The organism is Brachybacterium sp. NBEC-018 (genome assembly GCF_024860185.1).
Classification (GTDB): Bacteria; Actinomycetota; Actinomycetes; order Actinomycetales; family Dermabacteraceae; genus Brachybacterium; species Brachybacterium rhamnosum.
Genome location: NZ_CP100650.1, coordinates 842,164 through 867,632 on the forward strand (window position 1 = coordinate 842,164; position 25,469 = coordinate 867,632).

23 protein-coding genes are annotated in these 25,469 nt (G+C 73.8%); 11 read left to right on the forward strand and 12 right to left on the reverse strand.

Annotated elements, in window-relative coordinates; translation table 11 throughout:
* The first annotated feature begins 31 nt into the window (after positions 1-31).
* The gene (gdhA, locus tag NLU66_RS03860; RefSeq protein WP_259362535.1) at positions 32-1,375 is read left to right on the forward strand and encodes an NADP-specific glutamate dehydrogenase; all 1,344 of its coding nucleotides are present in this window, start codon (positions 32-34) and stop codon (positions 1,373-1,375) included.
* A 400-nt stretch (positions 1,376-1,775) separates the two neighbouring features.
* Positions 1,776-3,173: a hypothetical protein gene (locus tag NLU66_RS03865; protein WP_259361629.1), complete on the forward strand. Its 1,398-nt coding sequence runs from the start codon at positions 1,776-1,778 to the stop codon at positions 3,171-3,173.
* A gap of 45 nt (positions 3,174-3,218) precedes the next feature.
* Here NLU66_RS03865 and map read toward each other — a convergent pair whose 3' ends face one another.
* Positions 3,219-4,001 carry a type I methionyl aminopeptidase gene (gene map / locus NLU66_RS03870; RefSeq protein ID WP_259361630.1) on the reverse strand — a complete coding sequence of 261 codons (783 nt, stop codon included), beginning with the start codon at positions 3,999-4,001 and terminating at the stop codon, positions 3,219-3,221.
* Between the two features lie 64 nt (positions 4,002-4,065).
* Between map and NLU66_RS03875 the strand changes: the two genes are divergently transcribed.
* The gene (locus tag NLU66_RS03875) at positions 4,066-4,350 is read left to right on the forward strand and encodes a helix-turn-helix transcriptional regulator (RefSeq protein WP_259361631.1); all 285 of its coding nucleotides are present in this window, start codon (positions 4,066-4,068) and stop codon (positions 4,348-4,350) included.
* A gap of 23 nt (positions 4,351-4,373) precedes the next feature.
* Here the strand turns inward: NLU66_RS03875 and NLU66_RS03880 are convergent, their stop codons facing one another.
* Entirely contained in the window at positions 4,374-4,964 is a 591-nt protein-coding gene (locus NLU66_RS03880; RefSeq protein ID WP_259361632.1) for a flavin reductase family protein, read from the reverse strand.
* A 64-nt stretch (positions 4,965-5,028) separates the two neighbouring features.
* Between NLU66_RS03880 and NLU66_RS03885 the strand changes: the two genes are divergently transcribed.
* Positions 5,029-5,727, forward strand: a complete 699-nt coding sequence (locus tag NLU66_RS03885; RefSeq protein ID WP_259361633.1) for an ArsR/SmtB family transcription factor — start codon at positions 5,029-5,031, stop codon at positions 5,725-5,727.
* Between the two features lie 101 nt (positions 5,728-5,828).
* Here the strand turns inward: NLU66_RS03885 and NLU66_RS03890 are convergent, their stop codons facing one another.
* Positions 5,829-6,269 (reverse strand): pyrimidine dimer DNA glycosylase/endonuclease V, encoded by a 441-nt coding sequence (locus NLU66_RS03890; protein WP_259361634.1) that lies wholly within the window; start codon positions 6,267-6,269, stop codon positions 5,829-5,831.
* Positions 6,270-6,326: 57 nt separating this feature from the next.
* Here NLU66_RS03890 and NLU66_RS03895 point away from each other — a divergent pair, with 57 nt between their 5' ends.
* Positions 6,327-7,745, forward strand: coding sequence for a CoA transferase (locus NLU66_RS03895; protein ID WP_259361635.1), 1,419 nt, complete (start codon positions 6,327-6,329; stop codon positions 7,743-7,745).
* A gap of 36 nt (positions 7,746-7,781) precedes the next feature.
* On the opposite strand, the gene NLU66_RS03900 is transcribed toward NLU66_RS03895, so the two are convergent.
* From NLU66_RS03900 to NLU66_RS03910, 3 genes are all read right to left on the reverse strand, one after another.
* Positions 7,782-8,624, reverse strand: coding sequence for a DUF5701 family protein (locus NLU66_RS03900; RefSeq protein ID WP_323374441.1), 843 nt, complete (start codon positions 8,622-8,624; stop codon positions 7,782-7,784).
* Positions 8,625-8,706: 82 nt separating this feature from the next.
* On the reverse strand, positions 8,707-9,513 hold the full coding sequence (locus NLU66_RS03905) for a fructosamine kinase family protein (protein ID WP_259361636.1): 807 nt from the start codon (positions 9,511-9,513) through the stop codon (positions 8,707-8,709).
* A 19-nt stretch (positions 9,514-9,532) separates the two neighbouring features.
* Positions 9,533-10,672, reverse strand: a complete 1,140-nt coding sequence (locus NLU66_RS03910; protein WP_259361637.1) for a phosphotransferase family protein — start codon at positions 10,670-10,672, stop codon at positions 9,533-9,535.
* A gap of 223 nt (positions 10,673-10,895) precedes the next feature.
* On the opposite strand from NLU66_RS03910, the gene NLU66_RS03915 reads away from it, so the two are divergent.
* Both NLU66_RS03915 and NLU66_RS03920 read left to right on the forward strand, forming a co-directional pair.
* Entirely contained in the window at positions 10,896-11,894 is a 999-nt protein-coding gene (locus tag NLU66_RS03915; protein ID WP_259361638.1) for a TerC family protein, read from the forward strand.
* 377 nt (positions 11,895-12,271) lie between these two features.
* Entirely contained in the window at positions 12,272-13,012 is a 741-nt protein-coding gene (locus NLU66_RS03920) for a hypothetical protein (protein ID WP_259361639.1), read from the forward strand.
* A gap of 29 nt (positions 13,013-13,041) precedes the next feature.
* Here the strand turns inward: NLU66_RS03920 and NLU66_RS03925 are convergent, their stop codons facing one another.
* The 3 genes from NLU66_RS03925 to NLU66_RS03935 are packed head-to-tail and all read right to left on the reverse strand — an operon-like array spanning position 13,042 to position 15,947.
* Positions 13,042-13,821, reverse strand: coding sequence for an SDR family oxidoreductase (locus NLU66_RS03925; protein WP_259361640.1), 780 nt, complete (start codon positions 13,819-13,821; stop codon positions 13,042-13,044).
* 60 nt (positions 13,822-13,881) lie between these two features.
* The gene (locus NLU66_RS03930; RefSeq protein WP_259361641.1) at positions 13,882-14,469 is read right to left on the reverse strand and encodes a cysteine hydrolase family protein; all 588 of its coding nucleotides are present in this window, start codon (positions 14,467-14,469) and stop codon (positions 13,882-13,884) included.
* Positions 14,466-15,947: a purine-cytosine permease family protein gene (locus NLU66_RS03935; RefSeq protein WP_259361642.1), complete on the reverse strand. Its 1,482-nt coding sequence runs from the start codon at positions 15,945-15,947 to the stop codon at positions 14,466-14,468. Before NLU66_RS03935 ends, NLU66_RS03930 begins: the two co-directional genes overlap by 4 nt.
* 215 nt (positions 15,948-16,162) lie before the next feature.
* On the opposite strand from NLU66_RS03935, the gene NLU66_RS03940 reads away from it, so the two are divergent.
* From NLU66_RS03940 to NLU66_RS03955, 4 genes are all read left to right on the forward strand, one after another.
* Entirely contained in the window at positions 16,163-17,218 is a 1,056-nt protein-coding gene (locus NLU66_RS03940; protein ID WP_259361643.1) for an FUSC family protein, read from the forward strand.
* A gap of 61 nt (positions 17,219-17,279) precedes the next feature.
* Positions 17,280-18,110, forward strand: a complete 831-nt coding sequence (locus NLU66_RS03945) for a methyltransferase domain-containing protein (protein WP_259361644.1) — start codon at positions 17,280-17,282, stop codon at positions 18,108-18,110.
* A 103-nt stretch (positions 18,111-18,213) separates the two neighbouring features.
* Entirely contained in the window at positions 18,214-18,705 is a 492-nt protein-coding gene (locus NLU66_RS03950) for a DoxX family membrane protein (protein ID WP_259361645.1), read from the forward strand.
* A gap of 609 nt (positions 18,706-19,314) precedes the next feature.
* Positions 19,315-21,192, forward strand: a complete 1,878-nt coding sequence (locus tag NLU66_RS03955; protein WP_259361646.1) for a carbohydrate-binding module family 20 domain-containing protein — start codon at positions 19,315-19,317, stop codon at positions 21,190-21,192.
* A gap of 366 nt (positions 21,193-21,558) precedes the next feature.
* Here NLU66_RS03955 and NLU66_RS03960 read toward each other — a convergent pair whose 3' ends face one another.
* The 3 genes from NLU66_RS03960 to efeU all read right to left on the reverse strand — a co-directional run bounded on the left by NLU66_RS03960 (position 21,559) and on the right by efeU (position 25,392).
* Positions 21,559-23,091, reverse strand: coding sequence for a Dyp-type peroxidase (locus NLU66_RS03960; protein ID WP_259361647.1), 1,533 nt, complete (start codon positions 23,089-23,091; stop codon positions 21,559-21,561).
* A gap of 17 nt (positions 23,092-23,108) precedes the next feature.
* A complete protein-coding gene (efeO, locus tag NLU66_RS03965) occupies positions 23,109-24,449 on the reverse strand; it encodes an iron uptake system protein EfeO (protein WP_259361648.1) in 1,341 nt (446 codons plus the stop codon).
* Positions 24,450-24,516: 67 nt separating this feature from the next.
* A complete protein-coding gene (gene efeU, locus NLU66_RS03970) occupies positions 24,517-25,392 on the reverse strand; it encodes an iron uptake transporter permease EfeU (RefSeq protein WP_259361649.1) in 876 nt (291 codons plus the stop codon).
* Positions 25,393-25,469 lie beyond the last annotated feature (77 nt).

Genomic DNA, 25,469 nt, shown 5'->3' on the forward strand with positions numbered 1-25,469 from the left:
ACCCACCATGGACGACGACGAAAGGCGCGCGATGCTCGACTCGATGCTCAAGGACACCTACGACGAGGTCCTCCGCCGCAACCCGGGGGAGCCCGAGTTCCACCAGGCCGTGCGCGAGGTGTTCGAGTCGCTCGAGGTCATCCAGGGCCGCCACCCGGAGTACGCCGAGCACAGCATCCTCGCGCGCCTCTGCGAGCCCGAGCGCCAGCTGATCTTCCGTGTCCCGTGGGTCGACGACAAGGGCTCGGTGCAGATCAACCGCGGTTTCCGCGTCGAGTACAACTCGGCGCTCGGCCCGTACAAGGGCGGCCTGCGCTTCCACCCGAGCGTCAACCTCGGCATCGTGAAGTTCCTCGGCTTCGAGCAGATCTTCAAGAACTCCCTCACCGGCCTGCCCATCGGCGGCGGCAAGGGCGGCTCCGACTTCGACCCGCGCGGCCGCAGCGACGGCGAGGTCATGCGCTTCTGCCAGTCCTTCATGACCGAGCTGCACCGCCACATCGGCGAGTACACCGACGTCCCCGCCGGGGACATCGGCGTGGGCGCCCGCGAGATCGGCTACCTGTTCGGCCAGTACAAGCGCCTCACCAACAAGTACGAGGCCGGCGTGCTCACCGGCAAGGGCCTCGACTGGGGCGGCTCCCTCGTGCGCAAGGAGGCCACCGGCTACGGCGCCGCGATCTTCGCGGACGAGATGCTCAAGGCCCGCGGCACCTCCGTCGAGGGCCGCCGCGCCGCCGTCTCCGGCTCCGGCAACGTCGCGATCTACGCGATCGAGAAGATCGCCCAGCTGGGCGGCACCGCGATCACCGCCTCGGACTCCTCCGGCTACGTCGTGGACGAGGACGGCATCGACCTCGAGCTGCTCAAGCAGATCAAGGAGGTCGAGCGCGGCCGCATCGCTGACTACGCGGAGCGTCGCGGCGGCAAGGCCCGCTTCGTCGCCGGCGGCAGCGTCTGGGACGTCCCCGTCGCGATCGCCCTGCCCTGCGCCACCCAGAACGAGCTCGACGCCGACGCCGCGCGTGCGCTCGTCAAGAACGGTGTCGAGGCCGTCTCCGAGGGCGCGAACATGCCCTGCACGCCGGACGCCGTCGAGGTGCTCCGCGAGGCCGGCGTCGCCTTCGGCCCCGGCAAGGCCGCGAACGCCGGCGGTGTCGCCACCTCCGCGCTCGAGATGCAGCAGAACGCCGCGCGCGACGCCTGGAGCTTCGAGCACACCGAGGCGCGCCTGACCCAGATCATGCGCGACATCCACACCACCTGCCTCGAGACCGCCGAGGAGTTCGGCCGCCCGGGTGACTACGCGGTGGGTGCGAACGTGGCCGGCTTCCGCAAGGTCGCCGACGCGATGATCGCCTTCGGCGTGATCTGAGCCCCGCCATTCTGCCCGGGCCGTTCCCCCAGGCGCGCTGACCAGCGCCTTCGTCCGGGCGTGCTGACCAGCGCCGTCGCTCCGGGTCCCCTCGCCCCGCCGGCCGCCTCCCGCGGCCGGCGGGGCGCGGTGCATCCGGGGCTGTCCGATGGCGCGCTGGGGTTCCGTTCGTGGAACTCAAGTGCGCAATCGGGCGTGGGGGCTCGCGTGGCGGGCGCGATGTCTGGGTGGCGGGCTGTCCGAATGCGCGCTGGGGTTCCGTTCGTGGAACTCAAGTGCGCAATCGGACAGGCGTCGGGTGCCGCCCGGGGTGGCCGTGACCCAGCACACACGCCCTCAAGTGGGAAAGATTCTCATTCGCTGATAGCTTCCTGGCATGCAGCTGATGAGAACCATTGTCATGAAACGACGAGTCGCCGCGCTCGCCGGCGTGGGCCTGCTCGCGCTCGCCGCCTGCGGCCAGGCGGACCCCGCCGCCTCCGGGGGCTCGGACGGCGGCGGCGAGACGTCGGCCGCCGCGACCGAGGATCGCCACCGCGCGGAGGTCGGCGCCCTCACCCCGCGGATCGTGCTCGCCCACGACGGCGGCGTCACCACCCTCGACTCCACCGACGGCGAGGTGCTCGACGAGACCGAGCTGAACGGGTACGTGCGACTGAACCCCGCCGGGGACGGCCGCCACGTCATGGTCAGCGCGGAGGAGTCCTTCACCGCCTACGACACCGGTCTCGAGGCCAAGGCCCACGGCGACCACTTCCACTACTACGAGCAGGACCCGGCGCTCACCGGCATCACCCTCGACGCGCCCTCTCCGGGCCATGTCGTCACCCACGGCGACCGGGCCGCGCTCTTCGCGGACGGCACCGGCGCGGTCACCGTCTACGACCCGGCCTCCCTCGCCGAGGGCGACCTCGGCGTGGTCGACGAGCTCACCACCGACGCCGCCCACCACGGCGTCGCCGTGCCGCTCGAGGACGGCGGCCTGCTCGTCACGCAGGGCACCGAGGACGAGCGCCACACCATCCAGGCGCTCGATGCGGACGGCGAGGTCGTCGCCCAGACCGACGACTGCCCGGGCGTGCACGGCGAGGCCGCCGCCGCCCCGGCCGAGGACGGCTCCGACGTCGTCTCCTTCGGCTGCGAGAACGGGCCGGTCGTCTACTCCGGCGGCGAGTTCCACAAGGTCGCCGTCGACGGTGACTACCAGCGCTCCGGCAATCAGAAGGGCAGCGAGGCGAGCCCCATCGTCCTCGCCGACAACAAGGTCGAGGCCGATCCCGAGGGCGGCACCGAGCACCCCACCTCCGTCGCGCTGATCGACACCCGCGACGCCTCGATGACGACCGTCGACCTCGGATCGCCCTACTGGTTCCGCTCCCTGGACCGCGGACCCGACGGTGAGGCGCTCGTCCTCACCGGCGACGGCGAGCTGAACATCCTCGACCCCGAGAGCGGGAAGATCCTCCACGAGGTGAAGGTCGCCGAGCCGTGGGAGGAGCCCGAGCAGTGGCAGACCCCCGGCCCGATGCTCTCCGTGGCCGACGGCACCGCCTTCGTCGTGGACCCCGAGCAGCAGAAGCTCACGATGGTCGACGTCGCCTCCGGCGAGGTCTACCGCGAGCTCGACCTGCCCGTCGTCCCGAACGAGATCCAGGTCGTCACCGGCACCGCGTCGGGCGAGTACGAGGTGGGCGGCGAGAGCCACGAGGGTCACGACCACGAGGGTGAGGACGCCGATCACGACGACCATGACCACGAGGGCCATGACGACGAGGCCTCCGACGGCGGCGAGGCCTGAGCCGCAGGGCTCGACGCCCCGCGCGCCCTGGGCGGAGCGCGGGGCTCAGCGCCCGGCCGAGCTCGGCAGGGTCAGGATCTCGGGGCCGTCCTCGGTGATCGCGATCGTGTGCTCGGTGTGCGCGGCGCGGCCGCCGTTGGCGCTGCGCAGTGTCCAGCCGTCGGCATCGGTGACGAGCTGATCGGTGCCGTCCATGACCCATGGCTCGAGGGCGAGCAGCAGGCCCGGGCGCAGGCGGAGGCCGCGCCCGGGCCTTCCGTCGTTGGGGACGTGCGGGTCCTGGTGCATCGTGCTGCCGATCCCGTGGCCGCCGAACTCCCTGTTGACCTGGTGGCCCTCGCCGGTGAGCACGCGGCCGATCGCGGCGGAGACGTCGCCCAGGCGCCCGCCCGGCACGGCGGCGTCGATGCCGGCGGCGAGGGCGCGCTCGGTGACCGCGATCAGCTCCGCGTCGCGCGGGCGGGAGGTGCCGCCCACGGTGAAGCTCACGGCGGCGTCGGCCGAGATGCCACGCAGCGTGAGGGCGAGGTCGAGGGTGAGCAGGTCGCCGTCGGCGAGGGCCGTGTCGTGCGGCATGCCGTGGAGGACGGCGTCGTTCACGGCCGTGCAGAGGTGGTGGCCGAAGGGGCCGTCGCCGAAGGACGGCGCGTAGTCCACGTAGCAGGAGACGGCCCCGGCGGCGTCGATGAGCTGGGCGGCGCGGGCGTCGAGGTCCAGCAGGGTCACGCCGGGGGCGGCGAGCTCGCGGAGCTCGGCGAGGATGTCACCGACGAGGGCGCCGGCGGCGCGGGCGCGCACCAGCTCGGCGGGGGAGAGGATCTCGATCACGGGGTGCCTTCCGGGGTGTGGGATAAGTATCCCGGCCAATCTATACCGGTATTACTATCGGTGCATGGTGCGCCTCCCCCTCACCCCTGACGAGATCGCCCGCGGCGAGCGCCTCGGCGCCCTGCTGCGCCGTGCCCGCGGCGAGCGGCCCCTGCTCCGCGTCGCCCTCGACGCCGGCGTCTCCCCGGAGACGCTCCGCAAGATCGAGTCCGGCCGCGTGGCCACGCCGTCCTTCCCGACCATCGCCGCGATCGCGGCGGAGCTCGGCCTCTCGCTCGACGAGGTGTGGGCGCAGATCAGCGGGCCGACAGCCGACGCCGAGACGGACGGCCCGCGCCTCGCCTCCTGAGTCGTGCGGGGACTCGGGCCCGGTCAGTGCTCGGCCCTGAAGCTCCGGCCGACCTCCTCGCCCTGTGCGAAGTAGTGGCGGAAGGTGTACAGCAGCGGCCGCCATGCGCGGAGGTCCACGTGGTGCGTCCCCGGGACCACCATGTCCTCGCGGGCATGGACCCGCAGCACGCGGGCGTGCACGGCGCTCGCGTCGTCGTCGCAGGGCACGATCTTCTCCACCCGGGCCTCGACCTGGACGGGGCACTCGACGATGCGCATCGGCCCGACCAGATCAGCCGGTGACGGCGTGAATCCCCCGAGGCCCCACTTGTCCTTCTCGGTGCGGTAGACCCCGGCTTTGCGCGGGGAGAGGCTCGCGGCGCCCGTGGTCGCCGCGATGGCCTCGATCCGGTGCGCGAGGGACGCCTCGGGCAGGTTGATGACGACGCCGGGGTCGCGTCGGAGGTTCGCGAGGCCGTGGGAGTCGTCGCCGATGCCGAGCACGTACGTGCGACCCAGCGCCCACGCGGAGGAGATCGGGGTGATGTTGGTGCCGCCGTCTTCATCGAGGGTCGTGATCAGGGCGACGGGGGTGCCGAAGTACAGGACGCTGGGTTCGATGTGGAGGTGCATGCCCCGATGGTGGGCGCTCGACGGTTCGGTGGTCGCCGACGTGTCCCGGTGCGAGGATCGACGCATGCCATCCGACGCACCGGACTCCACCTCGGCCCCTGCCCTCGCCGAACTCGCCCGGGCGATGGCCGATGACTCCCGCGCGACGATGCTCCTCGCGCTGCTCGACGGCCGCGCGTGGACGGCCGGGGAGCTCGCGGCGGCCGCGGGGGTGGCCCGCCCCACGGCGAGCGGGCATCTGGACCGGCTGCTCTCCGCGGGACTCGTCGTGGAGCGTCGCCAGGGCCGCCATCGCTACGTCAGGATCGAGGATCCCGAGGTCGCGCTCGCCGTGGAGGGCCTCGCCGCGCTCGCCGCCGCACGCGGGCTCGTGCGTCCGGCCGCCCCCTCTCTCCGCGCCCAGCGGGCGGATGCCGCGCTGCGCGAGGCCCGCACCTGCTATCGCCACCTGGCCGGCCGTCGTGGCGTGGCGCTCGCGGAGGGCCTGCGACGGCGGGGCCTCGTGGGCGTCGGATGGGAGCTCACCGAGTCCGGCCGGCGCTGGTGGGAGGAGCACGCGCTCGATCCGGGGGCGCGGCGGCGCGGGGCCCCCATCCGCCCGTGCCTCGACTGGACCGAGCGGAAGGACCACATCGCGGGTCCCGCGGCCGAGGCACTGCTCGATCACCTGGTGGAGGAAGGGGCGCTGCGGAGGCGAAGCATGCCGCGCGCCCTCGCCGTCGAGTCCGATCACCCGCTCTGGGCCGAGCTCGGCGTGCGCTGACCGCGACACGACGGACGGGCGACGAGGTGTGGGCGCAGATCAGCGGGCCGACGGCCGGCGCCGAGACGGACGGCCCGCGCCTCGCCTCCTGAGCAGGCCGTTCAGCGGACCTCCCAGTCCTCCACGTCCCCCGGCACGGCCCGCAGCAGCGGATGCGCGGGCACCGGGACCCCCGGGGCGGGGAGGAGCGCGAGGTGCTCGGGGGAACGGTGCTCGCACTTCGCCCGGAGGTGCTCGAGCTCGTACGCCAGCTGCCCCGCGGTCACCTCGATCGGCGGGAGCGAGACCGGCGGGGCCGGGTGCAGCACGCGGGTGAGGTCGAAGCGGTAGCCGCGCGTCGTCGCCTCCTCCTGCAGGCCCGTGAGGAAGCCGCCGATCGCCTCGAGCGGTGCGGGATGCGCCTGGAAGCGGCGCAGCTGCGGGTGCCGGGTGTAGCCGCGGGTGCCGCCGGCGAGCACCTTCTGGGCGAGCAGCGCCTCCCGCCAGCCGGCGACGAGGGCCGCGCGATCCAGCAGGGACGGGTGCAGGCTCCACAGGCGCATTCACCGATCCAAGCACGCCCGGATGCGCGGCCGTCCCCGTGGTGGCACGATCCGGGTATGAGCACCGCGAGCATCCCGGCCTGGGCAGGGCCCCTGGACGTCGCCGGGCTGGCGCTCGGCGCGGTCCACGAGGCGCGGGCCGCGACCGAGCGGCTGCTGCGAGCGCACAGCACGGACGTGCGGGTCACCACCGATCCGGAGCTCGTCGAGGTGGCGTTCTCCGCGATCGACCGGCTGCGCGTGGACGGCCGCGCGGCGGAGCCCTGGGCTCCGCTCTCCGGCTTCGTCGCCGCCCGGGACGGCTGGCTGCGCCTCCACGGCAACTACCCGCACCACGCCACCGCGATCACCGCCGCGCTCGGCGCGAGCACCGCGGAGGGGCTCGCCGCGGCGGTCGCCCCTCTACCCGCGGAGGAGGCGGCGGCGCGCGTGCTCCGCGCGGGAGGGATCGCCGCCGTGGTGCGCACCCCGGAGGAGTGGCGGGCGCATCCGCACGCCCGCGCGACGGCCGACGATCCGTGGGTGACGACGCAGACCGGAGGAGCGGCCCGTGGCCCGCGGCTGCGGGCGCACGCCGCGGGCGCGGTGGGGACCGGAGGGATCGGAGCCGCCGCGCAGGTCGACGCAGGTCCGGCCGGTCCGCGCGATCCGGCCGCGACGAGGGCGGATCTCCCGCTCGCGGGACGACGCGTGCTCGACCTGACGCGCGTCGTCGCCGGCCCGGTCGCGACCCAGCTCCTCGGCTGCCTGGGGGCCGATGTGCTGCGCCTGGACCCGCCCGCACGCCCCGAGCAGCTCGACGCCTTCCTCGCCGCCGGGATGGGCAAGCGCTCCGCCCTGCTGGACCTCCGCGCCCACCGTGACCTGCTCGAGGAGCTGCTGGCCGGGGCGGACGTCGTCGTGCTCGGCTACCGGCCCGGGGCCCTGACCGACGTGGGCCTGGACCCAAGCGACCTCGCCGCACGGCATCCGCACCTCGTGATCGGCGCGCTCTCCGCCTGGGGCGAGCACGGGCCGTGGGGCGACCGCGCCGGCTTCGACTCGATCGTCCAGGCGGCGACCGGGATCGCCGTGCGCTGCGCACGGGAGGACGGCCGGCCCGGGGCGCTGCCCGTGCAGGCCCTCGACCACGCGACCGGTTTCCGTCTCGCCGCCGGGATGCTCGACCTCCTCGCCGACGGACGCGCGGGTGTGGTGCGGGCGAGCCTGCTGGGCGCCGCCCGCACCCTGCTCGCCACCGGCACCGGCGCGACATCGAGCACGGGCGCCGGCGACGGCGACGGCGACGGACGAGCGGAGGCCGACGGCGGCGCCGGTGATGGCGCCGCCGTCGGCCTCCCTCCAGCGGTCGAGCTCGGGACGCCGCACGGCCGCGTCTCGACCGTGCCCGTCCCGCTCCTGCTCGACGGGGTCCCGCTGACCGGGGCGATCAGCGGCTATGGGACAGCCGAGCCGCGGTGGGACGAGCGGCGCTGACGGGGCCGTCCCGGCTCAGCCGATGCGCGCCGCGGCTCAGCCGACGCGCGTCGCGGCGGAGGCGAAGCCGAGCCAGGTGTGGCGGTTGCCCGCCCAGCACCAGCCGACCTTCGGCGCGCCCCGGCGCTCCCGGCCGTCGCGGCCCGTGCCGCCGCTGATCCACAGCGCGGGCGTGCGCGCGTCGAGACCGCCCCGCCCGCCCGTCTTCGGCCTCCTCGAGCCGATCGTCATGAAGCAGCGGTTCGCCTCGAGGCGGTCGGGCTGCTGGAGCAGCCAGCTGATGCCCTCGGAGACCGTGAGCGGCGTGCGACCGCCGCCGCGGATCTCCGGCAGGGCCTCGTCGGGCGACCAGTTGCGCAGCTCGTCCCCGCGCTCCGGGTCGGTGACCAGGTACAGCGGTCCCTCGGGGAGGTCGATGCCGTCGATCGGCACGAACTCCGCGAGGTCCGTCATGTCCACCACCACGAAGCCCGGCTTCCCGGCGTGCTCGAGCAGCGGGGCGAGGGCCGCCGCCGGGACCGCGGCGGGATGGACCACGAGGAGTGCGCGGTCCGGCGCGTCGGCGGCGGGGCCGGCAGGGGTGGTGGTGGACGCGAGCGTCGCGGCGAGGCGACGCGCATGGGAGCGCAGGTCCTCCGGGGTGATCCCGGCGAGCTCGGGCACGCCGAGGGCGACCAGCCGCTCGGCCTGCTCGGCGAGCGGGGGGAGGGGCGGGGCGACGTCGGTCGGGCCTGCGGTGCTCTCGTCGGTGGTGGTCGGGATGGCAGTGCTCACGGATGCGGGCCTCTCAGCAGCGGTGCTCTCGGCGGTGATCTCGGATGCGGTGACATCGGACCGGGTGCGGTCCGGGGCGGTGATGGCGGGCGTGGGGGTCGGCATGGGCGCTCCTTCGCTCGGCGGGCCGCCGTGCAGCGGCCCGGGGCTCAACACCTCTCCCTGCGCCGTTATTCCCCGGCGCCCCTCAGCCGCGCGCGAGCCGCTCCGCGCGGGCGGTGACGGCGCGGGCCGCGGCGCGCGCGGGCGCCGTGTAGGAGCCGCCGAAGAGCACCACATGGGCGAGCAGGCCGAACAGCTGGTGGGCGGGCACGTCCTCCCGCCAGTCGGCGGGCAGCGGATGGGCCTCCTCGTAGCCGGCGAGGATCTCCTCGAGGTGCGGGGCGCCGAACAGGGAGAGCATCGCGAGGTCCTCGAGGCGGTGGCCGCCGTGCGCGGCCGGGTCGATGAGCACGGCGCCACCCTCCGTCCAGAGCACGTTGCCGGACCACAGGTCCCCGTGCAGCCGCGCGGGCCGCTCCTGGCCCTGCCCGGAGATCCCGTCGAAGGCGCCGTCGCGGATCACGGCGATCGCCGCCTCCACCTCCGCGCTCCCCTCGGTGCCCAGCCGCGGCGCCGCCCTCCGCGCGAGCGGGGCGAGACGGTCCTCCGCCCAGAACGGGGCGAAGGCGTCGTGGTGGCGCACCGGGACCGCGAACGGTGCGTCGAGCGGCCCGAACCAGGCTCCCTCCGCGGGCGTCCAGCCGAAGGCCTCGGCGCCCGCGTCGTGAAGCCGTGCGAGATCGGTGCCCAGCCGGCGCGCCGCGCGGGCGCTCGCCCCGGTCTCCTCGAGACGCTCGAGGTCCAGGCCGTCCTCGCGCACCGCGCGCACCTCGACCACGGGGACCCGGCGGGCGGCGGCGAGCCAGCGCAGACCCGCGGCCTCCGCCGCGAAGAACCCGGTGGGCGCACCGGAACGGGACTTGGTGAACAGTGCACTGTCGACGTCGTCCATGCCCACCACCGTAGGAGCCTCAGGCGGGCAGGCCCAGCTCCGCGGCCAGCAGCGGCCGCATCTGCTCCACGAGCGGGCGGTACGAGCGCCTCCCCCTCGCGCGCCGGGCGAGGTGCACGAGCATGCCGGTGCGCTCGTAGGCGGTCCAGGCGCGCATCCGCTCCCGCAGCGAGGGGAGGTCCGCGATCGCGTCGGGCACAGGACCCAGCCGCGTCCGTGACTCGAGGTAGACGTGGACGAACCCGGCCACGGCCTCCTCGTCCATCGGCACGTACCAGGGGCCGGCGTGCACGGAGCCGCCGATGATCGCGAGGTCCCGGGCGGGGTCGTCGGCCTGCGCCCACTCGAAGTCGATGTACTGGACCCGGGGGACCTCCGACCCCGGCGCCTCGTCCCACATGATGTTCGTGGCGCACAGGTCGCCGTGGGTGAGGGCGAAGGCGTCGAGGGAGCCGATCTGCTCCTCGACGCCGGCGACCCGGGCGAGGGTCGCCTCGAGGAACGGCTCGAGCTCGTGCTCGGCGATCACCGCGGCCGCGTGCTCGCGCCAGTCGGCGACGGCCCCGGCGACCTCCGCGATCAGGGACGGCGTGGTCGTGGGGACCGCGTCCCAGGGGGCCGCGCCGAAGGAGACGGGGCCGCGGCCCGGGGCGGCGACCGTGTGCAGGCGGGCGAGGAGCTCAGCGTGCGCGGCGAGGTGCGCCGTCGTCCAGGCGCCGGGTGCGGCGGCGGTGCCGGGCACCTCGCTGGTCACGACGTAGGGGACACCGAGCGGGCTCGCGGCGGGATCGTCCGCGTAGGCGATCGGCTCGGGCCCCACCTCGACGGGCGCGAGGGCGAGGGCCGCGATCTCGTGGGCGAGGGACTGCGGCAGCTCCGCGGGATCGACGTGCGGCACGCGCACCAGCAGCGGGGCGTTCTCCTGCGGGGCGACGCGCCAGGCGGCGAAGTGCTCGCCGACGCCCAGCAGCGACACCCGCGCCGCGCCGGAGAGCGAGGCCGGGAGCACGGACTTGTGCAGGCCGGGGAGCCGCACGGGGGAGGTGGCGTCGCGCAGCGGGAGGACGAGGGTGCCGTGGCGCCAGGCCTCGACGATCCGCTCGCCGGTCTCCGGGCGGGCGGCCGCGGGCAGGTCCTCGTCGAGCCGTTCCTCCGTCACGCGAACCCCCTCGGTGCTGGCCCCCTCTGTGCTGGTCAGGGCATTCTACGCCGTGGCCGTCGACCTTCCCGGGACCGCCGCGCCCCGCCCCCACCGCGGAGACCGAGCCGACGCCCCGCGCCCGGGGCCGCCCGCGGGGTTCGCGATACCCTGGGACGATCCCGACCCCGGTCCCTGATGGCGCCCGGGCCGGTCGCACGTCCCCAACCTCGAAGGAGCTCCCGTGGGTGAGCTGCACCTCGGCTTCGAGATCGCGGCCCTCGCCGTCCTCGTCGTCCTCCTCCTGGCAGATCTCCTGCTGGTCATCAAGCGGCCGCACGTGCCGTCGCTCAAGGAATGCGCGGGATGGATCGGCTTCTACGTCGGCCTCGCGCTCGTCTTCGCCGTCGTCCTGTTCTTCGTGGGCGGCATGGCGCCCGCCTCGGAGTTCGTCACCGGCTGGCTGCTTGAGTACTCGCTGAGCGTCGACAACCTCTTCGTCTTCATCGTCATCATGACGAAGTTCGCGGTGCCCAAGAAGTATCAGCAGGAAGTGCTGATGGTGGGCATCATCATCTCGCTCATCGCACGCGCCCTGTTCATCCTCGCGGGCTCCGTGATCATCGAGCACTTCGTGGGCGTCTTCTACCTGTTCGGCCTGTTCCTGCTGTGGACCGCGTGGAAGCAGGTCGGCGAGGACGAGGACGACGACTCCGAGTCGTTCATCATGCGCTGGGTGCGCAAGCTGTTCCCCGTCGCGCAGGAGTACGACGGCAACAAGCTCCGCACCCGGGTGAACGGCAGGACGATGCTCACCCCGATGCTGATGGTCTTCATCACGATCGGCCTGACCGACGTCATGTTCGCCCTCGACTCGATCCCCGCGATCTTCGCCGTGACCCGGAACCCGTTCCTCGTGTTCACCGCGAACCTCTTCGCGCTCATGGGCCTGCGCCAGCTGTACTTCCTGCTGGGCGGCCTCATGGAGCGCCTCGCGTACCTCCACTACGGCATCGCGATCATCCTCGGCTTCATCGGCGTGAAGCTGCTGATCCACGCGATCCACGAGGCGCCGCTGCACTTCATCCCCGGCTTCGAGCTCCTCGAGAAGATCCCCGAGGTGCCGATCTGGCTCTCGCTCACGGTGATCGTCGTGTCGATGGCCGGAGCGGTCGCGGCCTCGCTGCTGTTCCCGCCCAAGAGCTCCGGCTCCGACGAGGACGCGGAGATCACGCAGCACTGATCCCACCCGCGGCGCCGCAGGCGTCGCAGCACCCCGCGGCGCCGGGGCGGGCCCCGTGCCCGCCCCGGCGCTGTCGTCCCTGGGGGAGCTGGCCCGTGGGGGCGGCCGACGGGGGCCGGGCAAGTTTGAGGATCCGCATGGTGCACGTGGCCGCCGGCACAGGCGGGGGAGCGCCCGCATCGTCTTGTGACCTGGGGTGATGCGCGGATCTCCGTCACATCCCGGCGGATGCCCAGGAACGCGGGGCCGCGACTGTGAGGAGCGTCCATCTTTCCGCGCCGCGACGCTGGAATGGCGGGGATCCGTCCTCGTCGCCCGGGAGCCGCCATGCCCACCCGCCTCCTCGCGCACGCCGCCCGCCCCCGGGAGGTGCGCCCGTGACCCTGCTCGACGCGCGCCCCGCCGTCTCCCCGCGCCCCGCCGTCTCCCCGAGCCTCGCCGGCCACCGCACCTTCGGCGCCCGCGCCGCCGCCCGTGCGGCGGCCGCGCCCGAGGTCCGGACCGGGCCCCGTGGGCGCTTCCGCCTGGACTGGCGACGCACCGAGGTCGAGGCCGGCCCGGGGGAGGGTTGGTGCCTGCGTCGCCGACTGCACCCGGACGCGGGCGGCAGCGGGATCCTCGACGCGGGGCTGACGATCTCCGGCGCGGACCTCGCCGCCGGGTCGTGCCCGCGCATCCTGCCTGCCGTCCCGGGCGACGCGGGGCCCGGCATGCTCGAGATCCCCGGCCCGGCCGCCGCGCGGGGTCCGCTCGTCCAGCAGCTCACCTGGACCTTCGAGGACGGTGCGGGGCAGGCGGCGGCACCGACCACCCTGGCGCTCACGCTCCACGGCCTCGGCAGGGGGCCGGAGGGGTGGACCGAGCGGATCGTGCTCTCCGGGGCGATGATGACCTCGACCATGCTGGGCGACGGCGCGCCCGTCGAGGTCGGCGTCAACGTGCTCACCGCCCGCACCGGCAGGCAGGTCCCCGAGAACGCGCAGGTGCGCGTGACGCTCGCGATCTTCGCGGGCGGTGCCCTGGGCCTGCGCCGGGAGCTGCACCCGGACCCCGCGGCGCCCGAGGGCGCGGCACGGCCGGGGCCGCTGTCGATCGGCGAGCTCGTCGTCCAGCGCTGAGCGGCGGCGCGGGTCGGCCGCGGGGCCGCTCAGACCGCGGGCGTCGCGAAGCCCCCGTTGGACAGCAGCAGCTGCCCGCGGATCCACCGGCCCTGCTCGGAGAGCAGGAAGCGCACCAGATCCGCGACGGTGCCCGGCCCGCCGAGCTCCCCGCCCGGGGTCTGCGCGGCGCCGGCGGCCCGCACCTCGTCCGTCATCCAGCCGGTGTCGATCGGGCCCGGGTTCACGACGTTCGTGCGGATGCCGCGATCGGCGAGCTCATGGGTGCCCGCGAGCACGAGGCGGTCCAGCGCACCCTTCGTGGCGCCGTAGGGCAGGTTGTGCGTGGTGTGGTCGCTCGTGAGCGCGAGGACGGCGCCGCCGGGGGTGTCCGGCCCCGGCGCGACCTGCTCGGCGAAGGCCTTCATGAGCAGCCAGCTCGCGCGCACGTTCACCGCGTAGTGGCGGTCGAAGCTCTCGACGGTCGTGTCCAGGATCGAGGAGTCCACGGACTCGCAGTGCGCCATGACGAGCGCGCCGATCGGCCCCAGCTGCTCATGGGCCTCGGCGACGAGGCGCGCCGGCACCGCAGCATCCGCGAGGTCGCCGTCCAGCAGCAGCACGCTCGCCCCCTCCGCGCGCAGCTCCTCGGCGAGGGAGACGACGTCGGAGGGCTCGCCGTTCACGCGACGGTCGTAGGCGTCCAGGGAGGACAGGGCGAGGGCGAAGCCGTCCTCGGCGAGGCCGCGGGCGATCGCGGCGCCGATGCCGCGGCGACGGCCCGCCCCTGTGAGCAGGGCCGTGCGGGGGAGACCGGGGGAATGCGTCATGGGGCCGACGGTAGGCGCCGGGCGAGCCCGGGGCCAGGGGTTTTCGTCTGCCCCGTCGATTCAGCGCACGCCCCCGCGGGCGAGGACCTCCGCGGTGGGGGCGAGGTCCACCTGGGGGCCGAAGAGGCCCATGACGTGGAGGGCGGCGGCGCCGTTCGCGGCATCGGAGGCGGCGCAGGCATCGGTGACGACGGTCGTGCGCGCGCCAGCGTCGGCCGCCGCGAGGACGGTGGCGATGACGCAGCAGTCCGTGGAGACCCCGGCGACCAGCAGCGGCGGCCGCTCGGCGGGGGCGGCGCCCAGATGCGCGGCGAGCTGCGGGCCCCACTTGCCGAAGGTCGGCTCGTCGATCGTGGGGTGCGCGGTGAGCGCCGCGGCGCCGTCCACGAGCTCGTAGAGCGGATCCGACGGCGGCACGTCCGCGAAGGGCCACTGCGCGAAGTACGCGCCCCAGGCGGTCGAGCGGTCCGCCGTCGGCAGCCAGCGGGTGAGCAGCGTGCGCTCGGGGCCCACGGCCGCGGCGAGCTCCCGGATCCGGGCCCAGGCGCCGTCCCAGGCGGGGGAGGCCCAGTCGGAGGCGGGATCGGCGAAGATGCGCTGCGCGTCGACCACGAGCAGCCAAGGGGCCCGGGCGTCCGTGCCGGTCACAGCCCGGCCTCCTGCCGGCGGATCCTCCCGCGCCGCGCCACGAAGGTCACGAGGAAGCCGAGCACGAGCGCGAGCAGCACGCCCACGTTCGCGTACGCCCAGTTCCCCTCCCAGTACGGACCCGCGGGATCGTCGACGTAGGTGCCCAGGCCCAGCGGCTCCAGGAGGTAGCCCTGCCAGTTGTTCCAGGGGGCGTCGGCCGCGTAGGAGTTCACGACGAGGCCCCAGCCGAGCACCGAGACCACGACCAGGGTGATGATGCTCGTCCAGTCGACGGCGCCGTAGCGGCCGCGGGGGTCGAACAGGGCCTGCTCGTCGTAGTCGCGGCGGCGGGTGAGGACGTCCGCGATGAGGATGCCCGCCCAGCCGGCGATCGGCACACCGAGCGTGATGAGGAAGCTCTGGAACGGGCCGATGAAGCTCGTCGCGAAGAACGCGACCCAGATCGTGCCGACCGTGAGGATCACGCCGTCCACCGCGGCGGCCGCCGGGCGGGGGATGCGGATGCCGAGGCTCAGCAGGGTCAGGCCCGAGGAGTAGATGCCGAGCACCGCGCCGGAGACGAGGGTCAGCACGGCGACGATCCAGAAGGGGATCAGCGCCCACAGCGGCAGGATCGAGACGAGCGCGCCGATCGGGTCCCCGGAGATCGCCTCGGAGAGGGTCTGGTCCGAGCCCGCGAGCAGCAGGCCGAACACCACGAGCACGACGGGCGCCGCCGCGCCGCCCACCGTGTTCCACAGGACGATCGAGGCGTCCGAGGCGGTGCGCCGCTGGTAGCGGGACCAGTCCGCCGCGATGTTGATCCAGCCCAGGCCGAAGCCCGTCATCACCATCACCAGCGCGCCGATCATCGCCTGCGGCGGCCCCGAGGGCATCGAGGCGACGGCCTGCCAGTCGATGTGCGGCACCGTGAGCACCATGAACAGGATCGTCATGATCCCGGTCGCCCAGGTCAGCACCGACTGCAGGCGCATGATCGTGTGATAGCCGAGCACGCTCGCCGTGACGATCAGCGCCGCGATGAGGACCGCGGCGATCACCGTGACCGCGCGGCCCGAGGCGACGCCCAGCGTGCTGAACACGGTCGCCGTCGCGAGCACCGCGGAGATCGCGAGCGAGGTCTCCCAGCCGATCGACGTGAGCCACGAGATGATGCCCGGCAGCTTCTGCCCGTGCACGCCGAACGCGGCCCGGGAGAGCACCATCGTCGGCGCGCCGCCCCGCTTCCCGGCGATCGCGACGAGCCCGCACAGCGCGAAGCTGATGACGATGCCGATCACCGCGACGACGCTCGCCTGCCAGAAGCTGATGCCGAAGCCCAGCAGGTAGGAGCCGTAGCTCATGCCGAACACGGAGATGTTCGCGGCGAACCACGGCCACACGAGGTCGCGCGGGCGGGCGGTGCGCTCCGACTCGGCGATGATCTCGATGCCGGTGGTCTCGATGAGGCCAGGGGTGGGAGAGGGGGTCGTCATGGTCCGCTCCGAGGAAGAGGAGATCCGAAGGGGGAGGGCGCCCGGGCGGGGCACTGGCGGAAGTCTCCCACGTCACAGCGCCGACGGGGGTTCCCTGCGTCATGGCGGCGCCGGTCGCTCGGGCATACCCTCGGAAGGTCGTGGCCCCTGGCCCGCACCCTCGCTCTCCCCGCCGACGGGCCCCCGTCGGCCCTCCCGTCCTTCCCAGGAGCCGTGTGTCCTCGTCCCCGTCCCGCCTGCACCGCCTCGTCAGCCTCGCCCCGCCGCGCTACGACCACATCCCCGCCGCCCGGATCTCCCTGGGCCTCGCGATACCGCTGGCGACGCTGCTGCTCACGGGGCACCTGGGATGGGCGATGTTCGCCGGCTTCGGGGCCTTCACCGGCATCTACTCGCGCTACGAGCCCACCCGCGACCGGTTCCGCCGGCAGTCGCAGGCCGGGGCGATGCTCGTGGTGTGCGTGACGATCGGCGCGCTGCTCGCGCAGCTCACCTCGGCCGCGCCGGGCATGACCGGGAAGATCGCGATCATCGTCGTCACCGCGCTCGTGGCGGGCGGCTCCGCCGTCGTCGTCAGCTCCCGCGGTCTCAAGCCGGGCGGCGCGATCTTCCCCGTCTTCGCGGTCGCCGCGGTGGCCTCCGCCCCGCCGGCCGCCCCGGTCTGGGTCGCGGCCCTCGTCGCCGCGTGCTGCGCGGCGCTGTGCGTGGGCCTCGGCCTGCTGGGCCACTGGGCGGGGGAGCGGCACCCGGGCGTCGTCCTCTCCACCGACCACCTGCACGCCACCCGCGCCGAGCGCACCGCCGAGTTCCTCCGCTACACGGTCGCCGCGCTCGCCGCCGGACTGCTGGGCCTGCTCTCCGGACTGCCCTTCCCGTACTGGGCGCAGGTCGCCGCCGTCGCCCCGCTCGCGCCGCTCGGCTACTCCGCCCAGGTGGAGCGGGGCCTGCAGCGCGTCGTCGGCACGACCCTTGGCATCGTCACCACCGCCTTCCTGCTGTCCTTCCCCGCGGAGCCCTGGCAGCTCGTCGTGTGGGTCGTGCTGCTGCAGTTCCTCGCCGAGCTGTACGTGCTGCGCAACTACGCGATGGCGCTCCTGTTCATCACCCCGCTCGCCCTGCTCATGGTGCAGCTGGGCCATCCCCAGCCGGCCGGGCCGATGCTGCGGGCGCGCGTGCTCGAGACCGCGATCGGCGTCGCCGTGGGCCTCGTGATGATCCTCGGGCGGCGCGCGCTCGAGCGGCGCCGCGCGCGGCAGTCCGTCGCCGGCTGAGGCCGCCCGCCCCCTGGTCCGCCCTCGCCGGGCGGTGCCCGGAGTCGTAACGTGCGGCTCCATGACCACCGCCGACGTCCCCGCCACCCCAGCAGACCCTGCCTACACCCACGGCTACGGGGAGGCGGTGCTCGACAGCCACCGCGCCCGCACCGCCGCGAACTCCGCCGGTCACCTGCTCCCGCACCTGCGCCCCGGGCAGCGGCTGCTCGACGTCGGCTCCGGTGCGGGCACCATCACCGCGGATCTCGCCCGGATCGTCGGCCCCGGGAACGTCACCGCCCTCGAGGTGGGGGAGGAGTCCGCGGCGATCACCCGCGCGGAGCTCCACCGGCAGGGACTCGACGAGGTCGATGTCGTCGTCGGGGACGCGCAGGCGCTGCCGTTCGCGGACGACACCTTCGACGTCGTCCACGCCCACCAGGTGCTCCAGCACCTCCCGCGTCCCGTCGACGCGCTCGCCGAGGCCCGGCGCGTGACCCGGCCCGGCGGTCTCGTCGCCGCCCGGGACAGCGACTACGAGGGTTTCCGCTGGTTCCCCGAGGACCCGCGCCTGGATCGCTGGCTGCGCCTCTACCTCGACGTGGCGCGCGCCAACGGCGGCACCCCGGACGCCGGTCGCCGTCTGCTCGCCTGGGCCCACGAGGCCGGGTTCACGCAGGTCACGCCCGGTGCCTCCACGTGGCTGCACGCGACCCCGGAGGCGCGCGAGGCGTGGGCCCGCACCTGGTCCGGGCGCATCACGAGCGATCCGCTCGCCGCGCAGCTCGAGCGGGAGGGCCGGGCCGACGCCACCGAGCGCGAGGACGTGGCCGCCGCGTTCCGCGACTGGGCCGCCGCGGAGGACGCCTGGTTCGTGCTGCTCCACGGCGAGATCGTCGCGACCGTCTGAGGGGCGTGGGGGACCGACGGGTCCACGGAGGGCGAGTGATCCCGTCGCCGGGGCGGACGTCCTATTCTGGGCGCGATCACGACGTCCATCGGGAGGATCCCTCATGAACCTCAGCTCCGCCGTCCTGCGCGCCGTCCCCGGTGCCTTCATCCTCAACTCCGGCATCGGGAAGCTCGGCTTGGACGAGCAGACCGCCGGCTACCTCCAGTCGATGGCGGTCCACGGCATCCCCGCGGTGGAGAACCTCTCCCCGAAGCAGTTCGGCCGCCTCGTCGCGATCGGGGAGATCGCCGTCGGCTCCTCCCTGCTGCTGCCCTTCGTCCCCACGAAGGTCGCGGGCCTCGCGCTCGCCGGCTTCTCCGGCTCGATGCTCTCGATGTACTTCCGCACCCCGGAGATGACCGAGGCCGACGGCGTGCGCCCCACCCAGGCCGGCACCCCGCTCGCCAAGGACTCCTGGATGGCCGCGATCGCGATCGCGCTGATCCTCGGCACCGGTGGCGGCGCCCGCGAGGCGAAGAAGGCCGCCAAGCAGGCGGAGAAGCGCGCCGCGAAGCTCGAGCGCAGCCTCGAGAAGCAGGCTCCGGCCGCCTGATCCCCGCTGGGGCTGGGGCTGGGGCTGGGGCTGGGCCTGGCCCGCCGGGGTCCGACCCGGCCCGCGGAGGCCCGTCGTACCCCCTCTGCATGTCCGATTGCGCGCTGAGGTTCCGTTCGTGGAACCCCAGCGCGCAATCGGACTTTCTGTGTCGTGGGGCGGGGCCACCTGGGCCGGTCCCGTCGGCCTGGCTCGCCCGCCTCGCCCGGCCCGCCTCGCCCGCCTTGCCTGCGCTGTCCGGCCCGCGCTGCCCGCCGCTCCCGGCGCACCCCCCTCACCCCATGTCCGTTTGCGCGCTGAGGTTCCGTTCGTGGAACCCCGGCGCGCAAACGGACAGGGAGACGGCGGGCGTTTTGCCGGAGAACGCCAGAGGACTGCAAAAACTTGCAGTTGCTCGGCGTCGTCATCGCCGCCCAGCCGCCGCGGCATGACCTGCATGCATGCCCTTCTCCTGTCGAGATGTGGCCCACCTCTCGACGGATCTGAATGAAGCCTGTACTCTCCACGGCAAGATCTGGCCAGATCCTGCAAGTTCTTGCACCCCTCCCCGGCGACGCCGCCGGATGACGAGCCCGACGGTGGGCGTCGTCGACGACAAGGAGAGAACCCATGCAGCACCCCGTCCCCAGACCCCGCATCCCCCGGGCCTCGACACCCGCATCGGCACCTGCCACGGCGTCGGCCGCAGCCCTCCCCGGGGCGCGCACCCTCCCCGGGCCGCGCGCGCTCGCCCGCCTGCTCGCGGCCCTCGCGCTCGCCGCCCTGCTCGCCCTCGCCGGCTCCCCGGCTGCGGCGCCGCCCGCCCAGGCCGCGCCCCCGATCCCGAGCGGCGGCGCGACCTCGCCCAACGGCCGCGGCGACGTCATCCTCAACCTGTTCCAGTGGACCTGGGACTCCGTGGCCGCCGAGTGCGAGAGCACCATCGGGCCCGCCGGCTTCGGCTACGTGCAGGTCTCCCCGCCGCAGGAGACGATCCAGGGCACCGCCTGGTGGACGTCCTACCAGCCCGTGAGCTACAAGATCGAGGGCAAGCTCGGCGACCGCGCCGAGTTCGCCGCCATGGTCGAGTCCTGCAACAGCGCCGGCGTCGAGGTCATCGCGGACGCCGTCATCAACCACACCACCGGGGCCGACGGCGGCTCCGGCACCGGCACCGCCGGCAGCTCCTACGGCATCGACTCCTTCCCCGGCATCTACGGCGCCGAGGACTTCAACGACTGCCGCACCGACATCACGAACTACCAGGACCGCTACCAGGTCCAGAACTGTCGCCTCGTGTCCCTTCAGGACCTGCGCACGGGCTCGACCCACGTGCAGGACACCCTCGCCGGGTACATGAACGACCTGCTCTCCCTGGGCGTCGCGGGCTTCCGCATCGACGCCGCGAAGCACATCCCCGCGAGCGACCTCTCCGCCATCAAGTCGAAGCTCACCGACCCGGACGCCTACTGGGTCCAGGAGGTCATCGGCGCCTCGGGCGAGCCCGTCCAGGAGTCCGAGTACGTGGGCACCGGTGACGTGCACGAGTTCGACTACGCGCGCCAGCTGAAGTCGAGCTTCGACGGATCGATCGCGAACCTGCAGACCATCGCCGACGGCAAGCTGCCCTCCGCCCAGGCCGGCGTGTTCGTCGACAACCACGACACCGAGCGCAACGGCGAGACCATGAACTCCACCTGGGGCGCGAAGTACGTCCTGGCGAACACGTTCATGCTGTCCTACCCCTACGGCTCCCCGTCGGTGTACTCGGGCTACGCCTTCACCGACAAGGACGCCGGCGCCCCCGGCGCGACCGCCACCTCCGTGCCGGACGCGAACTGCGACTCCGACGCCTGGACCTGCACCCAGCGCTGGACCGAGATCCAGGGCATGGTCGGCTTCCACAACGCGGTCGCCGGCACCGAGGTCACGAACTGGTGGGACGATGGCGCCAACCAGATCGCCTACGGCCGTGGTGACAAGGGCTTCGTCGCGATGAACAACACCGGCTCCGCGACCACCCGCACCTACACCAGCTCGCTGCCCGCGGGCACGTACTGCGACGTCGTCGCCTCGAGCGACTGCTCCGAGACGATCACGGTCGCGGCCGACGGCACCTTCTCGGCGACCCTCCCCGCCTACGGGGCGCTCGCCCTGCACGTGGGGAAGACCTCCGAGGGCACCACGCCGGATCCCGACCCGGGCACCGAGCCCGTCGCCGGGAAGGTCTCCGTGAGCGTGCAGGCCACGACCACGTTCGGCCAGAACGTGCGGATCGTCGGCTCCGTGCCGGCGCTCGGCAGCTGGAAGCCCGCCTCCGGCGTGGCCCTCGACCCGGCCGGCTACCCCGCCTGGACCGGCTCTGTGGACCTCCCCGCCGGCACGACCTTCGAGTACAAGTACGTGAAGGTCGACGACTCCGGCGCCGCCGTCTGGGAGTCGGGCGCGAACCGCACGGCGACCGTCGGCGCCGACGGGAAGCTCAGCCTCTCCGACACCTGGAAGTAGCACCGTGATCGGGGCGGGCCCGCAGCACGGCGGGCCCGCCCCGATCGCCGTGCTCCCCGGCCCCGCCGGCCCGGCCCCCGGCCCCAGTCGGTCCTCACTCGTGTCCGATTGCACGCCGTGCTTCCACGAAAGGTTCTCCAGCGCGCAATCGGACATCTTCCTCGTGCGGACCGCAGCGCGGCGGGCCCGCCCCCGCCGCCCCTCACCCGTGTCCGATTGCGCGCCTGTGTTCCGTTCGTGGAACCCAGGCGCGCAAACGGACAACGGGAGGGGGTGCGGGGCGGGGCCTGGGGGGGGGAGAGAGAGATGGCGGTCCGGGGCTCAGGGGAGATGGAGGTCCGGGACCCAGGGGGAGGGAGGTGGCCGTCAGGCGCCGGAGTCGGAGGCGCCGCCGGCATCCGAGGCGGTCGAGCCCGCCGAGGGCACCGCGGAGCCGGGCACGCCGAAGAGGCGCTGCCCGAACATCGTCTCCCCGGTCCCGATCCCGGGGAGAATCGCGAACAGGCCGCTCGCCACGTGCTGCAGGTACTCGGTGAGGGCGTCGCTCCTGGTCATGCGGTCCAGGATCGGGTAGAAGCCGGCGCGCGGATCCCGCACGAAGGCCGCGAAGAACAGGCCGCCGTCGATCCGGCCCAGGGAGTCGGAGCCGTCGGTGTAGTTGTAGCCGCGGCGCAGCATCCGGGCCCCGTCGTTGTTCTCGGGGGAGACCAGGCGGATATGGGCGTCCGCCGGGATGAGCGGGGACCCGCCCTCGGAGGCCTCGTAGTCCGGGGTCGTGAACTCGGCGCGGGAGGCGGCGGGGTCCGCGACGGAGAGCGGGGCGCCGTAGCGCTTGTCCCGGCCGATCGTCGCCTCCTGGTCGCCGAGCTGCAGGCGGTCCCACACCTCGAGGTGCATGCGGATCTTGCGCAGCGCGAGGTAGGTGCCGCCGGAGAGCCAGTCGCCGCCGTCGTCGCCCTCGGCGACCCACAGGTGCTCGGCGAGCACGTCGGCGCCGTCCTCCGCCTTGACGTTGAGGGTGCCGTCCTTGAAGCCGAAGAGGTTCCGCGGGGTCTCCTGCGCGGTCGACGTGGACGAGGTGCGGCCGTAGCCGATCTGGGTCCAGCGCAGCGCCGCGGTGCCGAAGGCGATGCGGGTGAGGTTGCGGATCGCGTGCATCGCGACCTGGGCGTCGTCCGCGCAGGCCTGCACGATGATGTCGCCGCCGGAGTGCTTCTCCTGGAGCGCCTCGTTCGCGAAGGTCGGCATGCCCGCCTCGAGCACCTCGGTGATCCGGGAGGCCAGGCCGAACCGGTCCTTCCCGTCGGCGCCGAGGAAGATCCCGCGGCCCACGCCCACGGTGATGGTGAGCGAGCTGGGCGGGTAGCCCCAGGCCTCGCCGGTGTCCCGCGGGGCGGCGTAGGGGTTCGGGTCCGGCTCCCCGCCCACGAGCTCGCCCGCGGTCATCTGCTCCGCGGCGACGCTCCAGTCCGCCATGAGGGTGCGGAGGTCCTCGAGGTCCGACGTGGTGACGTCGAAAGCGGCCGTGAACAGGTAGTCCTGGGCGGCGGTGGTGATCCCGGACTGGTGCTCCCCGCGCAGCGGGTGGGAGCGGGAGAGCGGGTCCGCGGAGCCCACCTCGCCCGAGCCGCCGTGGGAGTCCGCGGCGCGCATGCCGGCCGCGCCGAGCAGACCGCCCGCGAGCAGGGCGCCGCCGGCGGCGCCGAGAAGACCGCGGCGGCCCACGCCGCCCGAGCGGGCGCCGCCCGCGCGCGCGGAACCGTCGGCCGACGCCGACGCCGACGCCGACGCCGATGCCGCGCCGTCGGCCCTCGTCCCGCTCGTGGGCCGCACGCCCTCGGGCGTCCCGTCGGCCGAGGTCCCGACCTCCGGGACCTCCTCCTGATGCTGCCGATCCACCGTCCCCGCCCCGTCGCTCAGTGCAGGATCGTGCCGGCGACCTGCGAGAGGCTCTCCGAGAGCGCGTTGACCGCGTCGGAGATCGCCCGCTGGGCGTCGGTGTAGGAGTCGTCGCCGGGGGCCTCGCCCGCGTCCTCCTGGACGGAGGCAATGGTCGAGTAGTCCACGAAGGCGGGCTCGCCGTCGGGCGTGGTGCCGTCGGTGTGCTTGTCGAGCTCGGCCTGGACCGCGTCGAAGCGCTCGGAGATGTCCTTGTCCAGCGCCTCGTCCTTCGCGACGACGAGGGCCTGCACGTTCCCGTAGGCGACCTGGGCGCCCTGCAGGTTCGCCTGGAAGTCGTCGAGGTCGGTGTGGGAGAAGGTGTCCTCCTCGCCCACGATCTTGCCCGTCGCGACCTCCTCCATGAGCCCCTGCGCGCCCTGGACCACGTCGTTCAGCGTGATCGTGAAGGCCGCGCCGCCGAGGCCCGTGCGCTTGCCGTAGACGATGTCGTAGAGGGTCTGGATGTTCTCGTTGAGGTCGTCGGCGGCGGCCTTGCGGGCAGCGTCGTCGGCGAAGGAGAAGGGCGAGCCGTCCTCGGTGAAGAGATCCGCCTCGATGCGGTGCCAGCCGGTCCAGCCCTCGAGCACGGAGGGGTCGGTGACCTCGGTGCCGGCGTCCGCGGCGAGGTCCTGGACGCGCGCGTCCATCGCCATGTCGAGGTCCCCGGCCTCCTCGATGCCGAAGGCCTCCGCGGTGGGCTCGATGCGCTCGTAGGGGCGGCGGCCCTGGGCGAAGAGCGAGCGGGCGAGCTCGCGGTCGCCGCTCACGTAGGCGTCGGTGAACTCCTTCGCGCTCGTCACCAGCAGGCCCACCTGGTCCTTGATGTACGCGGTGTAGTCGGCGACGGCCTTCTCCTCGAGGGCGGCGATGTCCTCGTCGACCTCGACGGCCTCGCCCGCGGTGACGGTGAAGGCGGCGGTGCCCACGAGGGCGCCCACCATGTTCGGCTTGCTCGCCGTGAAGTAGGAGCCCTCCGCGAGGGAGGTGGTGAGCTCGACGCTGCTACCGGGGCCGATGTTCTCCTTCTCGGAGATGATCCGCAGCTTGTCCTCCGCGAGGATCTCGAACTCGTTGGGCACGGTGCCGCTGTTCGTGATGGTGAAGGTGACCTGGCCGGAGGGGACCGACGCGGTGGAGAGCTCGCACGCGTCGTCCGTGAGGGTCACGGTGACCGCGCCGGTCGCGCCGCCGCCGTCGGAGGCGGAGGAGGAGGCGACGCCGGGGTTGTCGGTGCATGCGGCGAGGGCGAGGCCCAGCAGCGGCAGGCTCCCCAGCAGGAGGCGGCGCGAGGGCAGGGTGCGGGACGAGGCGGTCATGGTGCTCCGGTGGTTCGGGCGACGGGGTCGCGCAGGGTGAGTCGGGGTGAGGGTGCCGAGGGGCCGGTCAGGCGTCGACGGGAGGGGCGCCCGCGGGGGCGACGGGGGAGGGGCGGCGCGGGGCGCGGGTGCGCAGGACGAACAGGGTGCCGACGGGCACGAGGTAGACGAACCAGCCGACGACCTGCAGCACCGTGGGGTTCACGTTGAGCTGGAACATGGCGCCGAGCAGCACGTACAGCCAGTAGATCGGGGAGCTCGGGGCGGGCAGCGCGGCGGAGAGGTCCCAGGCGCGGTCGTTCAGGCCGGGCAGCACGCCCGCCTCCTGCAGGTCGCCGATGCCGTAGGCGGTGATGCCGGCGGCGACGAGGATCAGCAGGCCGCCGGTCCAGGTGAAGAAGGTGCCGAGGTTCAGCCGCAGCGCACCGCGGTAGATGAGCACGCCCAGCACGATCGCGACGGCGAAGCCGGTGAGGATCCCGGCGGTCGTGACCCAGGTGGAGCTCGCGACGGAGGACTTCACGGTCGCCCAGAGGATGAGCGCGGTCTCGACGCCCTCGCGGCCCACGGCGACAGCGGCGATGAGGACGACGCCCCAGCCCCGGCCGTCCCGCAGCGCCTTCTCGAGCCCGGACTCGAGCTTCTGCTTGAGCGCGCGGGCGTTCTTCGACATCCAGAAGATCATCGAGGTGGTCAGCGCGACGGCGACGAGGCTGAGCGTGCCGCCGAGGATCTCCTGCGCCTGGAAGGTGAGGGTCTTGGGTCCCCAGGTGAGGATCGCGCCGACGGCGAGCGGCACGATCGCGGCGAGGGCGACTCCGGCCCAGAGTCGCGGCAGCACGTCCCGGCGGTCCGAGCGGACCAGATAGGCCACGAGGATGCCCACCACGAGCGAGGCCTCGAGGCCCTCGCGCAGGGCGATCAGCAGATTGGGCAGGAACATGCGGTGGCACTCCGGAAGGGATCGGGCGGCCCCCAGCGGGTCGTCGATCAAAAAGTAAGGCGACCCTCACGAAAATG